The sequence below is a fragment of the Bosea sp. Tri-49 genome (assembly GCF_003952665.1).
Classification (GTDB): Bacteria; Pseudomonadota; Alphaproteobacteria; order Rhizobiales; family Beijerinckiaceae; genus Allobosea.
In genome coordinates this window covers 1,970,766-1,983,231 of the sequence record NZ_CP017946.1, presented here as the reverse complement: position 1 = coordinate 1,983,231, position 12,466 = coordinate 1,970,766, and the positions used below count along the sequence as shown (strand labels likewise).

The 12,466-nt window shown below is 66.9% G+C and carries 14 protein-coding genes; 11 read left to right on the top strand and 3 right to left on the bottom strand.

Annotated elements, in window-relative coordinates; translation table 11 throughout:
• The first annotated feature begins 6 nt into the window (after positions 1 to 6).
• Positions 7 to 666, top strand: coding sequence for a protein-L-isoaspartate O-methyltransferase family protein (locus tag BLM15_RS09820; protein WP_126112574.1), 660 nt, complete (start codon positions 7 to 9; stop codon positions 664 to 666).
• A 260-nt stretch (positions 667 to 926) separates the two neighbouring features.
• Positions 927 to 2,258: a LysM peptidoglycan-binding domain-containing M23 family metallopeptidase gene (locus BLM15_RS09815; protein WP_126112573.1), complete on the top strand. Its 1,332-nt coding sequence runs from the start codon at positions 927 to 929 to the stop codon at positions 2,256 to 2,258.
• 102 nt (positions 2,259 to 2,360) lie between these two features.
• Here the strand turns inward: BLM15_RS09815 and BLM15_RS09810 are convergent, their stop codons facing one another.
• On the bottom strand, positions 2,361 to 3,239 hold the full coding sequence (locus BLM15_RS09810; RefSeq protein ID WP_126112572.1) for an ATP-binding protein: 879 nt from the start codon (positions 3,237 to 3,239) through the stop codon (positions 2,361 to 2,363).
• A 294-nt stretch (positions 3,240 to 3,533) separates the two neighbouring features.
• Between BLM15_RS09810 and yajC the strand changes: the two genes are divergently transcribed.
• From yajC to BLM15_RS09785, 5 genes are all read left to right on the top strand, one after another.
• Positions 3,534 to 3,803: a preprotein translocase subunit YajC gene (gene yajC / locus BLM15_RS09805; protein ID WP_126116126.1), complete on the top strand. Its 270-nt coding sequence runs from the start codon at positions 3,534 to 3,536 to the stop codon at positions 3,801 to 3,803.
• Positions 3,804 to 3,862: 59 nt separating this feature from the next.
• Entirely contained in the window at positions 3,863 to 5,473 is a 1,611-nt protein-coding gene (gene secD / locus BLM15_RS09800) for a protein translocase subunit SecD (protein WP_126112571.1), read from the top strand.
• 26 nt (positions 5,474 to 5,499) lie between these two features.
• Positions 5,500 to 6,441 carry a protein translocase subunit SecF gene (gene secF / locus BLM15_RS09795; protein ID WP_126112570.1) on the top strand — a complete coding sequence of 314 codons (942 nt, stop codon included), beginning with the start codon at positions 5,500 to 5,502 and terminating at the stop codon, positions 6,439 to 6,441.
• A 4-nt stretch (positions 6,442 to 6,445) separates the two neighbouring features.
• Positions 6,446 to 6,829: an Mth938-like domain-containing protein gene (locus BLM15_RS09790; protein WP_126112569.1), complete on the top strand. Its 384-nt coding sequence runs from the start codon at positions 6,446 to 6,448 to the stop codon at positions 6,827 to 6,829.
• A gap of 108 nt (positions 6,830 to 6,937) precedes the next feature.
• Positions 6,938 to 7,828, top strand: coding sequence for a phytoene/squalene synthase family protein (locus BLM15_RS09785; protein WP_126112568.1), 891 nt, complete (start codon positions 6,938 to 6,940; stop codon positions 7,826 to 7,828).
• Positions 7,829 to 7,937: 109 nt separating this feature from the next.
• Here the strand turns inward: BLM15_RS09785 and trmFO are convergent, their stop codons facing one another.
• Both trmFO and BLM15_RS09775 read right to left on the bottom strand, forming a co-directional pair.
• The gene (trmFO, locus tag BLM15_RS09780) at positions 7,938 to 9,350 is read right to left on the bottom strand and encodes a methylenetetrahydrofolate--tRNA-(uracil(54)-C(5))-methyltransferase (FADH(2)-oxidizing) TrmFO (protein WP_126112567.1); all 1,413 of its coding nucleotides are present in this window, start codon (positions 9,348 to 9,350) and stop codon (positions 7,938 to 7,940) included.
• A gap of 168 nt (positions 9,351 to 9,518) precedes the next feature.
• On the bottom strand, positions 9,519 to 9,674 hold the full coding sequence (locus BLM15_RS09775; protein ID WP_110492672.1) for a DUF1127 domain-containing protein: 156 nt from the start codon (positions 9,672 to 9,674) through the stop codon (positions 9,519 to 9,521).
• Between the two features lie 458 nt (positions 9,675 to 10,132).
• On the opposite strand from BLM15_RS09775, the gene BLM15_RS09770 reads away from it, so the two are divergent.
• From BLM15_RS09770 to BLM15_RS09755, 4 genes are all read left to right on the top strand, one after another.
• Positions 10,133 to 10,780 carry a ceramidase domain-containing protein gene (locus BLM15_RS09770; RefSeq protein WP_126112566.1) on the top strand — a complete coding sequence of 216 codons (648 nt, stop codon included), beginning with the start codon at positions 10,133 to 10,135 and terminating at the stop codon, positions 10,778 to 10,780.
• A 90-nt stretch (positions 10,781 to 10,870) separates the two neighbouring features.
• Positions 10,871 to 11,209, top strand: a complete 339-nt coding sequence (locus BLM15_RS09765; RefSeq protein WP_126112565.1) for an ArsR/SmtB family transcription factor — start codon at positions 10,871 to 10,873, stop codon at positions 11,207 to 11,209.
• Positions 11,206 to 11,697 (top strand): SRPBCC domain-containing protein, encoded by a 492-nt coding sequence (locus BLM15_RS09760; protein ID WP_126112564.1) that lies wholly within the window; start codon positions 11,206 to 11,208, stop codon positions 11,695 to 11,697. The genes BLM15_RS09765 and BLM15_RS09760 overlap by 4 nt, the downstream gene beginning before the upstream one ends.
• 90 nt (positions 11,698 to 11,787) lie before the next feature.
• Complete coding sequence (locus BLM15_RS09755) at positions 11,788 to 12,462, top strand: RraA family protein (RefSeq protein WP_126112563.1); 675 nt, start codon at positions 11,788 to 11,790, stop codon at positions 12,460 to 12,462.
• Positions 12,463 to 12,466: the final 4 nt, after the last annotated feature.

The window sequence follows — 12,466 nt, the reverse complement described above, 5'->3', positions numbered from 1 at the left end:
GCAGGGATGACCGAGGAGGGCGCTAGCAGCGAAAGCGAACGCACCGTCGCCTTCCTGCTGTCGCTCAGGGCGCGCGGCGTCCGCGATCTTGCACTGCTGAGGGCGATGGAGCGCGTGCCCCGCGAGCATTTCGCGCCGTCGCGCTTCGCCGATCTCGCCCGCCAGGACGTCTCGGTGCCGCTTCCCTGCGGCCAGACCATGACGGCGCCGCATACGGTCGCGGCGCTTGTCGGCGCGCTCGAGATGAAGCCGGATTGCCGTGTACTCGAAGTCGGCTCCGGCTCCGGCTATGTCGCGGCTCTGCTCGCCGCGATGGGCGGCAAGGTCGTCTCGTTGGAGCGCTACCGCACGCTTGCGCTCGCCGCGCATGAGCGGCTCACCGGAGGCGGATTCGCCAATCTGGTCGAGCTGCGCCATGCCGACGGCCTCCAGCCCGACCGCACGCTCGGCCGCTTCGAGCGCATCCTGGTCAATGGCGTGATGCAGGCGGTGCCGGAGGCACTGCTCGCCCGGCTGGAGACGGGCGGCCGGCTGGTCGGCGCGCTACGCGTCGAGGGGGCGGGCCGGCTCGTCGTCGTGACGCGCAGCGAGGATGGTTTCGACCATGCGCTCGGCCCGATCATGCGCATCCCGCCGCTGGCGCCGGGATTGTCACAGGCGCTTTAGATGTTCCTCGCGGTTACTACGCTGATCCCGCCCGTCATGCTCGCCCTTGTGGCGAGCATCCACGTCTTGAATACCGTCCTTGGTGAAGGAAGACGTGGATGGTCGGACAAGCCCGACCATGACGGGGAGCTCTGCCTGGTCAGGAAGATTGCAGCCGCCTCCAAAAATTCACCTGACCTGTCAGCAGCGCAACGCCTTCTTAACCTAACCGGCTCTTTAATGCGGACCGTAGAGTTGCGTCGTTCGCGAGTACAGAGTCCATGCGTAAGCAAGTCGAACTGGCCGTGCCGAAGTCCGTGGTTCGCGTCGTGTCGGTCTGCGCCCTTGCGGCCGGCCTGGGCGCCTGCTCCTCGGACACGCTGCGCTTCACCGAGGCGCCCTTCAGCAGCCCCTTCAAGGCCGCTCAGGCTTCCGCTTCGCAGCGCGATCCGGCGACGACGGGCTCGATCGGCCGCAACGGTCCGAGCCAGTCCTACGAGACGGCCTCCGCCACCGGCAATCCGGGCGTGCGCAGCCAGCCGCTGCCGCCGCCGACCTCCTCGGTCGCGATGCGGCCTCCGCAGGCCGCGGCCCCCAGCCCCAATGCAGGTTCGGCTTCCGGCTGGAGCGCTCAGGGCGGCACGCCGATCGTGGTGGCCCAGGGCGAGACGCTCGAGGTGATCTCCGGCCGCTACGGTGTGCCGCGCGCAGCGCTGATGCAGGCCAATGGTTTGTCGGGCGAGGCCGCTCCGGGCTCCCGCATCGTCGTTCCCGTCTACAATGGCGCTGGCGCCCAGACCGCCGCGCGCCAGCCGGCGCCGACCGATAACCGCTTCGAGCAGCCGCGCCTCGCGCCGCCGCCGGTCTCGCGTCCGGTCGCTTCCGTGCCGGCCAAGCCCACCGCCGCTCCGAAGGTCGCCGCCGTCGATCCGAAGGCGCAGGCTGCCGAGGCTAAGGAGAAGGCCGCCGCCGACGCAAAGCGCATGGGCGAGGCCCGGGCCCGCTTCGCCGCCGAGGCGAAGGCCAAGGCGGCCGCCAAGGCCGGCACGGACACCAAGACCGCGGCGCTGCCAGCTCCGGCCCCCGCCGCGGCCAAGCCGAAGGCTGCCGCGCCGGTCGTCGCCAATGCGCCGGCCGAGAAGGTTCTGGTCCAGTCGAAGGCCGTTGCACCCGCTCCCGAGCCGAAGGCCGAGCCGCAGACCACGGCGAGCCTGCCCAAGGCCGAGGAGCCGGCTTCGTCCGGCGCCGAGTTCCGCTGGCCGGCCCGTGGCCGCGTCATCGCCGGCTATGCCGGCAAGGGCGGCAATGAGGGCATCAACATCGCGGTGCCGGAAGGCACGCCGATCAAGGCGGCCGAGGGCGGTGTCGTCGCCTATGCCGGCAGCGAGCTCAAGGGCTACGGCAACCTCGTGCTGATCCGCCACCCGAACGGCTACGTCTCGGCCTACGCCCATAACGGCGAGCTCAGCGTCAAGCGCGGTGAGCAGGTCAAGCGTGGCCAGGTCGTAGCCAAGTCCGGCCAGTCCGGTAACGTGAATTCACCCCAGCTGCACTTCGAATTGCGCAAGGGTTCGACCCCGGTCGACCCGATGCCCTATCTCAGCAGCAACTGATCCCGGTCAGACTTCGGCCGGCAATCGCGAGACCCCACCGGTCGAACCAGGCGGGGCGGTCCCAGGAAAGGCCGCCCCGTTTTCTTTGCGGCGAGAAGGGGCTCACCCCTCCAGCCGCTTCTCCAGCCGCCCAGCCAGGTCCTGGATGTACTGCCAGGCCGTGCGCCCGGAGCGCGAGCCGCGCGTCGTCGCCCATTCCAGCGCCTCGTGGCGAAGCTGTCCGGGCTCGATCTTGAGCCCGAAATGGCCGACATAGCCGTCGATCATCGACAGGTATTCGTCCTGGCTGCACTTGTGGAAGCCGAGCCAGAGGCCGAAACGGTCCGAGAGCGAGACCTTCTCCTCGATTGCCTCGCCCGGATTGATCGCCGTCGAGCGCTCGTTGTCCATCATGTCGCGCGGCAGCAGATGCCGGCGATTCGAGGTCGCGTAGAAGACGACATTGTCCGGCCGGCCCTCGACGCCGCCGTCGAGTGCCGCCTTCAACGACTTGTACGAGGTGTCCTGGCCGTCGAAGGACAGATCGTCGCAGAAGACGATGGCTGGGTGCGGGTCGGCCTTGAGCAGTCCCATCAGCACGGGCAGGCTCTCGATGTCCTCGCGATGAATCTCAATCAGCTTCAGGGGCAGGGCGCCAGCAGGCAGGCGCTGGTTGGTATCGGCATGCACCGCCTTGACCAGCGACGATTTGCCCATGCCGCGCGCGCCCCAGAGCAGGACGTTGTTGGCCGGCAGGCCGCGGGCGAAGCGCTCGGTGTTCTCGGCCAGCGTGTCACGCACCCGGTCGACGCCGCGCAGCAGCGAGAGCGCGACACGGTTCACCTTGGCGACTGGCGCGAGCTCGTGGCCGGCGGCATGCCAGACGAAGGCGTCGGCGGCGGTGAGATCGGCCGCACGCCGGGCCGGCGGAGCAAGGCGCTCGAGCGCATCGGCGATGCGCAGCAGGGTGGCGAGCGTCGGATCGTTGGCGGTGTCGGTCATCGCAGGCATGTCCGCATGATAGTGGTGTACCGAACGGTACGGTACGCTCATAGCGCTGCTCCATATCCGAAGGCAAGACCATTGCGCGCAGGGCGGGGACAGCTTAGCTGGGGGATGCGTTCGGGGAACCGGCCGCTTTCGATTGATTTCACGACATCGCTGGCTATAGTCCGCGCGATTTTACCAACCCCCGCGCCGGCCGGCCGTCAATCGGCGGCGACGTGAAGGAGCCTTCTCGTGATCACCCCCGCTTTTGCCCAGGGCCTTGGAGGCGGCGGCACCAACGACGTGCTGATGTCGCTGGTACCGTTCGTCCTGATCTTCATCATCATGTGGTTCCTGATCATCAGGCCGCAGCAGAAGCGGGTGAAGGCGCATCAGGAGCTGATCAAGAACGTGCGCCGCGGCGACACGATCGTCACCTCGGGCGGCCTCATCGCCAAGGTCTCCAAGGTGATCGACGACGCCGAGATCGAGGCTGAGATCGCCGACGGCGTGCGCGTGCGCATCGTCAAGGGCATGGTCCAGGACGTGCGCGCCAAGGGCGAGCCGGTCAAGAGCTGAAGGCCGTGAGGCGCGGGGCTTGAAAGCACCCGCGCCCGCCAACAAGGCTGTCCATAAAGATGCTTCGTCTCCAGGCCCGCAAGGTCATTCTCGTTCTGCTCGTGCTGGTCTTCGGCTGCGGTCTCGCCGTGCCGAACCTGTTCTCGCCCGAGACCCGCAAGGCGATCGAGCAAGGCGCTCCGGCCTGGATTCCGCGCTTCCTGCTGCCGATCCATGCGATGACACTCGGTCTCGATCTGCAGGGCGGCTCGCACGTCCTGCTCGAGATCGACCGCGCCGACCTGATCCGCAGCCAGGTCACGCAGTTGCGCGACGACGTTCGCCGCATCCTGCGCGAGGAGCGCGTCGGCCTGCAGGGCGGCATCGGCATGACTCCGCGCGGCGTGCAGTTGCGCGTGCCTGAGGCGGCTGACCGCGCCAAGCTGATGCCGAAGCTCCGCGAGCTTGCCCAGCCGATCGGCACCTTCGGCGCCTTCGGGCCCTCGGGCAACCAGTCGATCGAGGTCAACGAGAATCCCGACGGGCTGATTCAGCTCAACGTCACTGAAGCCGGCGTGAATGAGCGCATTCGCCGCGCGGTCGAGCAGGCGATCGAAGTCATCCGTCGCCGCGTCGACCAGATCGGTACCACCGAGCCGAACATTCAGCGCCAGGGGCTCGATCGTGTCTTGGTGCAGGTGCCCGGTCTGCAGGATCCGCAACAACTGAAGAGGATTCTTGGCGAAACCGCCAAGCTCCAGTTCCGCATGGTTGCCGACCAGAACGCGACCGATGTCGACATGCTGCCTTCGCAGGATCAGGGCGGCCAGCCGATCCCGATCAGCCGTCAGGTCATCGTCGAGGGCGAGGATCTGATCGACGCCCAGCCGGCTTTCGACCAGCGCACTAGCCAGCCGATCGTCAATTTCCGCTTCAACATCCGCGGCGCCCAGCGCTTCGGCCAGGCGACGACCGAGAATCTCGGCCGCCAGCTCGCCATCGTGCTCGACAACAAGGTGATCTCGGCCCCGGTGATCCAGTCGCCGATCACCGGCGGCTCCGGCCAGATTTCCGGCAACTTCACCGTCCAGTCGGTCAACGATCTCGCCATCCTGCTGCGCGCCGGCGCGCTGCCGGCGAAGATGACGATCGTCGAGGAGCGCACCGTCGGCCCAGGCCTCGGCCAGGATTCGATCCAGGCCGGTAAGATGGCGACCATCATCGCGACCGTGCTGGTCATCCTCTACATGATCGGCAATTACGGGCTGTTCGGCATCATCGCCAGCATCGCGCTGCTCGTGCACGTCTGCCTGATCCTCGGGCTGATGTCGCTGTTGGGCGCGACCATGACCCTGCCGGGCATTGCCGGCATCGTGCTCACCATCGGTACGGCAGTCGACTCGAACGTGCTGATCTATGAGCGCATGCGCGAGGAATCCCGGATGGGACGGTCGCTGGTCTCGGCGCTGGAAGCGGGCTTCCAGCGCGCCTTCGCCACGATCATCGACTCGAACGTCACCATGCTGATCGCGGCGGTGGCGCTGTTCACGCTCGGCTCCGGCCCGGTGCGCGGCTTCGCCGTCGTCTTCATCCTGGGCATCCTGACCACGGTCATCACCGCGGTGACGCTGACGCGCATGCTGATCGCGCTCTGGTATCGCTGGGCGCGGCCGAAGGCCCTTCCGTTCTGACGCCGCAGGCCAGGAGATAACAGACCATGCGCCTGCTTCGCATCGTTCCCGACAACACCCGCTTCCGCATCGTTCACTGGCGGCGTCTCGCCTATCCGTTCTCGGCTGCCTATTCGGTGCTGGTGCTGGTGCTGTTCCTCACGGTCGGCCTCAATTTCGGCATCGATTTCCGCGGCGGCACGCTGCTGGAGATGCAGGCCAAGAGCGGCAAGCCTGACATCGCTCAGGTGCGCCAGACCGCCAACAGCTTCGGCTTCGGTGAGGTCGAGGTGCAGGAGTTCGGCAGTGCCGGCGAGCTCTCCATGCGCTTTGCGCTGCAGCCGGGCGGCGAGATCGCCCAGCAGGGCGTGGTGACCAAGGCGCGCGCGACCTTCTCCGAGGCTTATGAGTTCCGCCGGGTCGAGACGGTCGGCCCGCGCGTCTCGGGCGAGCTTGTCCAGGCTGGTACGCTTGGCGTCGTGCTCGCGATCATCGGCGTGCTGGTCTATCTCTGGTTCCGCTTCGAGATGCAGCTCGCCATCGGCGCGATCGTCGGCACCATGCACGACATCGTGCTGACGCTCGGCTTCTTCCTGATCACGCAGCTCGAATTCAACCTGACCTCGATCGCGGCGATCCTGACCATCGTCGGCTATTCGCTGAACGAGACGGTCGTGGTGTTCGACCGCACGCGCGAATTGCTGCGCCGCTACAAGACCATGCCGATCCCGGAATTGCTCGACCTCTCGGTCAACACGACCCTGTCGCGCACCGCGATCACCTCGACCACCACCGTGCTGGCGCTGGTCGCGCTGGTCTTCTTCGGCGGTACGGCGATTGAGGGCTTCGCGCTCGTTATGCTGTTCGGCGTCGTGGTCTGCACCTATTCGGCGATGTTCGTCTCGACGCCGGTGCTGCTCTATCTCGACGTCCGCGCCGGCCGCCTCGACCAGAGCGAGGAACTGGCCGAGGCCAAGGCGCGGGTCTGAGGGGTTGGTGGAGCGTCGCTTCGACGGCTTCATCCCCGGTCGTTACCAGATCGATGCCTTTGGTGCCGGCGGTTTTCGCTTTGCCGATATGAGCCATCGCGGCTCGATCCTGGCGACGCCCTCGGGTGTCCGGATCTGGCCGGTTGCCAGCTTTGCCGAGGTGACTCTGGAGAGCCTGCAGCCGGTTCTCGATGAAGCCGAGGCGATCGACTTCCTCATTCTCGGCATCGGGCGCGAGATCGCCTTCCTGCCGGCAGCTTTGCGTGACCCGTTCAAGGCGGTCGGCATCACCGTCGAGGCGATGGCGACGCCGGCGGCGGCGCGCACCTTCAACGTCCTTGTCGGCGAGGAGCGGCGGGTCGCCGCGGCGCTGATCGCGGTCGACTAGCCTCGATCAAATCCCACCGGCCATGCTGCTCCTGCGTAGCCAAGACTGCCGACCCGGCCTAGACTGCCGGCGCTTCGACCCGTGTGACGACGGGAGCGGGGAGGGCGCATGACCACGAAAACCGAGCACCGCACTGGCACTGCGCCGGGCCCGCTCTCCCAGGCCTATGGCCATTGCCTGGCGCTGGTGCGCGAGCATGATCCTGACCGCTACATCGCCTCGCTCTATGCGCCCGAGGCGCTGCGGCCTGGCCTTTTCGCGCTCTATGCCTTCAGTCACGAGGTCGCGCGCGTGCGCGAGCAGGTCAGCGAGCCGCTGCCGGGCGAGGTCCGCCTGCAATGGTGGCGCGATGTGCTCGAGGCTGGGCCGGACGCGCCCGCACCGGGCCATCCGGTCGCACAGGCGCTGCTCGACACCGTCAGGCGCTTTCGCCTGCCGATCGCCCCGCTCTCGGGATTGATCGAGGCACGCGTCTTCGATCTCTATGACGATCCGATGCCGTCGCTGTCCGATCTCGAAGGCTATGTCGGCGAGACCTCGAGCGCGCTGATCCGCCTCGCCTGCTTGGTTCTGGCGCAGGGCCGTGATCCGGGCGGCGCGACCGCCGCCGGTCATGCCGGCGTCGCCTATGCGCTGTCCGGGCTGATGCGCGCCTTCCCCTGGCATGCGGCCCGCGGGCAGGTCTATCTGCCGGCCGATCTGCTCGCCCGCAACGGCGTCACCCGCGAGGACATTGTGCGCGGGCGCGGCGGCCCCGGTCTGATCTATTCGCTGAAGGAGATGCGGGCGCTGGCGCGCATCCATCTGCGCAAGCTCAACGATCTCAGCGCCACCGTGCCAGCGTCGATCAGGCCGGCTTTCTTAGCCGTCGCGCTGGTCGAGCCCTATCTCAGGCAGATGGAGCGCGGCGGCTACGATCCCTACCGCACGATCATCTGCCTCTCGCCACTTAGGCGGCAATGGACGCTATGGCGCGCGGCGCGGACTTCGGGGCGGTAAAGAAGCCCGTCATGCTCGGGCTTGACCCGAGCATCCCATGACGGAAGAGCGCTCTACCTTGTCAGCGATTCTCGGGTCTGCGCTTCGCTCCGCCCGAGAATGACGGCTTCTATTCCGCCGCCTGGGCGCTCGCCCCACCAATCCAGCCATCGAGCTCGACCTTCGCCCGCGCCGTCAGCGCCTGCTTGCGGGCGACGCTCTTCGCGGGGCCCTTCAGGCGCTTGCCGTCCGGCCCCTGCGTCGCGACGCCCTCGATAGGCGGGAACAGGCCGAAATTGATGTTCATCGGCTGGAAGGAGCGCGGCCCCTCGTCGATGGTGACGATGTGGCCGCCGGTGATGTGGTTGACCAGCGCGCCCAGTGCCGTCGTCGCGGGCGGCAGCTCAAGCGGCTGGCCAAGCCGCTCAGCTGCGGCGAGACGGCCGGTCAGCAGGCCGATGGCGGCGCTCTCGACATAGCCCTCGCAGCCGGTGATCTGCCCGGCGAAGCGCAGGCGCGGATCGGCCTTCAGCCGTAGCTGCGGGTCGAGCAGCTCCGGCGAGTTGAGATAGGTGTTGCGGTGGATGCCGCCGAGCCGGGCGAATTCCGCGTTCTGCAGGCCCGGGATCGTCCGGAAGATCGCGGCCTGCTCGCCATATTTCAGCTTGGTCTGGAAGCCGGTCATGTTGAACAGCGTGCCCAGCGCATTGTCCTGCCGGAGCTGGACGACGGCATAGGCCTTCACCGTCGGATTGTGCTTGTTGGTCAGCCCGACCGGCTTCATCGGCCCCCAGCGCAGCGTCTCGCGGCCGCGCTCGGCCATCACCTCGATCGGCAGGCAGCCGTCGAAATAGGGTGTGCCTTCCCATTCCTTGAACTCGGTCTTCTCGGCGCCCAAGAGCGCGTCGATGAAGGCCTCGTACTGGTCGCGGTCCAGTGGGCAGTTGATGTAGTCGGCGCCCGTGCCGCCGGGCCCTGCCTTGTCGTAGCGTGACTGGAACCAGGCCACGTCCATGTCGACCGAATCGAAATGGACGATGGGCGCGATCGCATCGAAAAAGGCGAGCTCGCCCGCCCCGGTCAGCGAACGGATGCCTTCGGCCAGCGCCGGCGAGGTGAGGGGGCCGGTCGCGACGATGACCTTGTCCCAATCGGCCGGCGGCAGTCCGGCGACCTCGCCGCGCTCGATCGTGACATTGGGATGGGCTTCGAGGGCCGCGGTGACGGCGGCGGAGAAGCCGTCCCGGTCGACTGCGAGCGCCCCGCCCGCCGGCACCTGGTGCGCATCGCCCTTGGCCATGATCAGCGAGCCGAGCCGGCGCATCTCCCAATGCAGTTGGCCGACGGCGTTGGAGGACGAGTCGTCCGAGCGGAAGGAGTTGGAACAGACCAGCTCGGCGAGGCTCTCGGTCTTGTGGGCGTCGGTGCCGCGCTCGGGGCGCATCTCGTGCAGGACGACTGGAACGCCGGCCTCGGCGATCTGCCAGGCGGCTTCCGAACCGGCGAGGCCGCCGCCGACGATGTGGATGGGTGCGATTGTCATGGCCGCGATGTGTCCGCGGCGGCGCCCAAGGTCAAGGGCGTGGGGCTTGAATCAGGCCTAGAAACGCAAAATGCCCGCTCGAAAGCGGGCATTCGCTCTTCGACCAGATCCTGAGGGGAGGAACGCAGGATCTAGGAGAAACTACTCGTCCAACCTGGCGGTCGGAAATCAGGCCGTCGCGTGGGTGCGGGCGACGTACTGGATGTCCGAGCGCGACAGGCCGAGGTCGTCGAGCTCACGGTCGGTGAGACGGGACAGCTCGCGGACGGTCTCGCGATAGCGAAGATAAGAGCGGATCTTGGAAGCGATCATGGACAGGAACATGGCGATAACCTTTTGGTTTTGCGGGGTTTGCCCCGACAGCGATGAATTCGTTGTGCACTGCATATAGAGAGATCACAGTGCCTCTCACAGGGGCGTTGCGTCAGTTCTGTTATGCAATCATTGCATGACAAATTAAGAGATCGTTTGGAAAGGCCCGCTGACCCGCGCAGGGCGCTTAACGATTTTGTCAGAACAGTGACAATTTGGCCTAAGTTTTAGGCAATTTACGATCTCGCTCCGACGAGTTTCTGGGATTGCCTCGATTTGGCGCAGAATCGATACGTTTGCCATGCGGTTTGCACTGCAACATTGGTTGCCGAGCCATACGCGGCCGTAACGGGCTGTTCACCATGCACGGATTCGCGGACAATTGACCGGTTTCATCGATGAGCCTGTCACGCGGCTGCAGTGCCGCAAGCGGCATGATTCGCTGATTCCAGGCGAAGGCGGAGCAGGGCATGCAGGGCGCGGGCTATTGCGAGCGGCTGGACGGCGCCTTCTGGGCCGAGCCGCTCAATGCGGTCAGCAATGCGGCCTTCCTGCTGGCGGCGTTGGCGGCCTTCCTGCTGTTGCGACGAACCGGTCGCCGCGACTGGCCTGCCGAATCGCTGACGATGCTGGTCGCGGTCATCGGCGTCGGTTCGTTCCTGTTCCACACCATGCCGCAGCGCTGGACGCTGCTCGCCGATGTCGTGCCGATCCAGCTCTTTGCGCTCTGCTATTTCGGTCTGGCGCTCAACCGGTTCCTGGGCCTGTCGCCGCTGATTGCGGCGATCGCGGCGCTGCTCTTCCTAGCCGCCTGCTTCGGCCTGGCCGCCGGTGTCGCGCCGCTGGTGCCGGCCGGCATGCGCGGCTCGGCCGGCTATGCCGGCTTCCTGGTCGGCCTTTTTGGCGTCGCGCTTGCGGCAAGGCTGCGCGGCGATGCCGTCACGGGCGGGCGGATCGCCGTTGCCGGCTTCGTCTTCGCCCTGTCGCTCAGCTTCCGCTCGCTCGATTCCGTCCTGTGCGGCGCGGTTCCGTTCGGCCTGCACTGGGGCTGGCACCTGCTCAACGGTTTGCTGCTCTATCTGCTGCTGCGGGCAGCCATCCTCGCGCCCCGCTCCTGAGCCGCATCGCCGTTTCGCCATGGCGCCGAAGAAGGCGCTTGACGAGGCATGATCAGTTATATAACTGATACATTATATAGAGAGGTCGACATGAATAGGTTGGACGCAGCCTTTTCCGCTCTCGCCGATCCGACGCGCCGGGCGATCCTGGCGCGGCTGGCCCTCGGCGAAACCACGGTGATGGAACTCGCCGAGCCCTTCGCGATGTCGCAGCCGGCGGTGTCGCGGCACCTGAAGGTGCTGGAGGGGGCGGGGCTCATCATCAGGCGGATCGAGGGGACCAGGCGACCCTGCCGGCTGGCACCCGGCGCGCTCGAGGAGATCGACAAATGGCTCGCCATGCTGAGGCAGGCCTTAGAGGCGAACTACGACCGGCTGGACCAGCTTCTAGCCGAGATGGAACCAGGCAAAGAGAAAGACCAGACATGACCAAGCTGATCCTGACGACCGAGGGCGACACCCATGTCGTCGTCACCCGCCGCTTCAAGGCCTCGCCGCAGGCGGTCTATCGCGCCCATACCGAGCCGGCGCTGATCCAAAAGTGGCTGCTCGGCCCCGATGGCTGGACCATGCCGGTCTGCATCAACGATCCTCGGCCCGGCGGCAAGATCCGCTATGAATGGAGCGATGGCAGCGGCGGCAGCCTCACGCTCACCGGTGAGTACGTCGCGCTCGAGCCGTTCGGCCGCATCATCCATGTCGAGCGCTTCCATATGCCCGATCCGGCGCCGGACAACATGCCCAATCCGACACCCGACAACCATATCGATACCCGCTTCGAGGCCGATGGCGCCGGCACCCTGATGACCATGCGCATGACCCTGCCCGACGCCGCCACCCGCGAAGCGATGCTCGCCACCGGCATGGAATACGGCATGGAGGCAAGCTATGCCCGTCTCGACGAGCTGCCGGCCTGAGCGTCGTTCCACCCCACGCATCAGCGATGGCTTGACCCGCCGCCGGCGCGCCCGGAAGCTTCCCCTCTATAATATGGAGAGGGGAAGCGCATGCCGGATCCGGCCCAGGAACTCGATCTCGCCGACCTCAAGGGCCGGCTCTATTCGGCGGTGCTCTCCGACGTGCTCGACGAACTCGGCTTCCCGAACCAGGCGGTGAAGCCCTTCGTGCGCCCGCTCGACGAGGCCAGCGTGCTCTGCGGCTTCGCCCGTACCGGGCTCTACATGAAACGCTACCATCTCCCGGAGGGTCACAACCCCTATGCGCTGGAGATGGACCTGATCGATAGCCTCAGGCCCGGCGAGATTTCCGTGCTCGCCTGCGACGGGCCGACCGACCGGATCGCGCCCTGGGGCGAATTGCTGACCACCGCCTCGAAGGTGAGAGGCGCCGCCGGCTGCCTCACCGATGGGCTGGTGCGTGATGTCCGCCGCATCCGCGAGCTCGGCTTCCCCGTCTTCCATGGCGGCATCGGCCCGCTCGATACCAAGGGCCGCGCCGAGATGATGGCCGCCGACGAGCCGGTCGAAGTGGGCGGCGCCCGCGTCGCGGCGGGCGATTTCGTCTTCGGCGACGTCGATGGCGTCGTCATCGTGCCGCGCGCGATCGCGCCAGAGGCGATCCGGCTGGCGCTGGCCAAGATCGAGGCCGAGGATTCGACCCGCGAGGAGCTGCTAGCCGGGAACAGCCTGCGCTCGGTCTTCGAGCGCCACGGCGTCCTGTAGCCAC

What these genes read in the sequence shown, in the direction of transcription:
- BLM15_RS09820 (WP_126112574.1), top strand. Translation starts at nt 7, where the DNA reads ATGACCGAGGAGGGCGCTAGCAGCGAAAGCGAACGCACCGTCGCCTTC.
- BLM15_RS09815 (WP_126112573.1), top strand. Translation starts at nt 927, where the DNA reads ATGCGTAAGCAAGTCGAACTGGCCGTGCCGAAGTCCGTGGTTCGCGTC.
- BLM15_RS09810 (WP_126112572.1), bottom strand. Translation starts at nt 3,239, where the DNA reads ATGACCGACACCGCCAACGATCCGACGCTCGCCACCCTGCTGCGCATC.
- yajC (WP_126116126.1), top strand. Translation starts at nt 3,534, where the DNA reads ATGTCGCTGGTACCGTTCGTCCTGATCTTCATCATCATGTGGTTCCTG.
- secD (WP_126112571.1), top strand. Translation starts at nt 3,863, where the DNA reads ATGCTTCGTCTCCAGGCCCGCAAGGTCATTCTCGTTCTGCTCGTGCTG.
- secF (WP_126112570.1), top strand. Translation starts at nt 5,500, where the DNA reads ATGCGCCTGCTTCGCATCGTTCCCGACAACACCCGCTTCCGCATCGTT.
- BLM15_RS09785 (WP_126112568.1), top strand. Translation starts at nt 6,938, where the DNA reads ATGACCACGAAAACCGAGCACCGCACTGGCACTGCGCCGGGCCCGCTC.
- trmFO (WP_126112567.1), bottom strand. Translation starts at nt 9,350, where the DNA reads ATGACAATCGCACCCATCCACATCGTCGGCGGCGGCCTCGCCGGTTCG.
- BLM15_RS09775 (WP_110492672.1), bottom strand. Translation starts at nt 9,674, where the DNA reads ATGTTCCTGTCCATGATCGCTTCCAAGATCCGCTCTTATCTTCGCTAT.
- BLM15_RS09770 (WP_126112566.1), top strand. Translation starts at nt 10,133, where the DNA reads ATGCAGGGCGCGGGCTATTGCGAGCGGCTGGACGGCGCCTTCTGGGCC.
- BLM15_RS09765 (WP_126112565.1), top strand. Translation starts at nt 10,871, where the DNA reads ATGAATAGGTTGGACGCAGCCTTTTCCGCTCTCGCCGATCCGACGCGC.
- BLM15_RS09760 (WP_126112564.1), top strand. Translation starts at nt 11,206, where the DNA reads ATGACCAAGCTGATCCTGACGACCGAGGGCGACACCCATGTCGTCGTC.
- BLM15_RS09755 (WP_126112563.1), top strand. Translation starts at nt 11,788, where the DNA reads ATGCCGGATCCGGCCCAGGAACTCGATCTCGCCGACCTCAAGGGCCGG.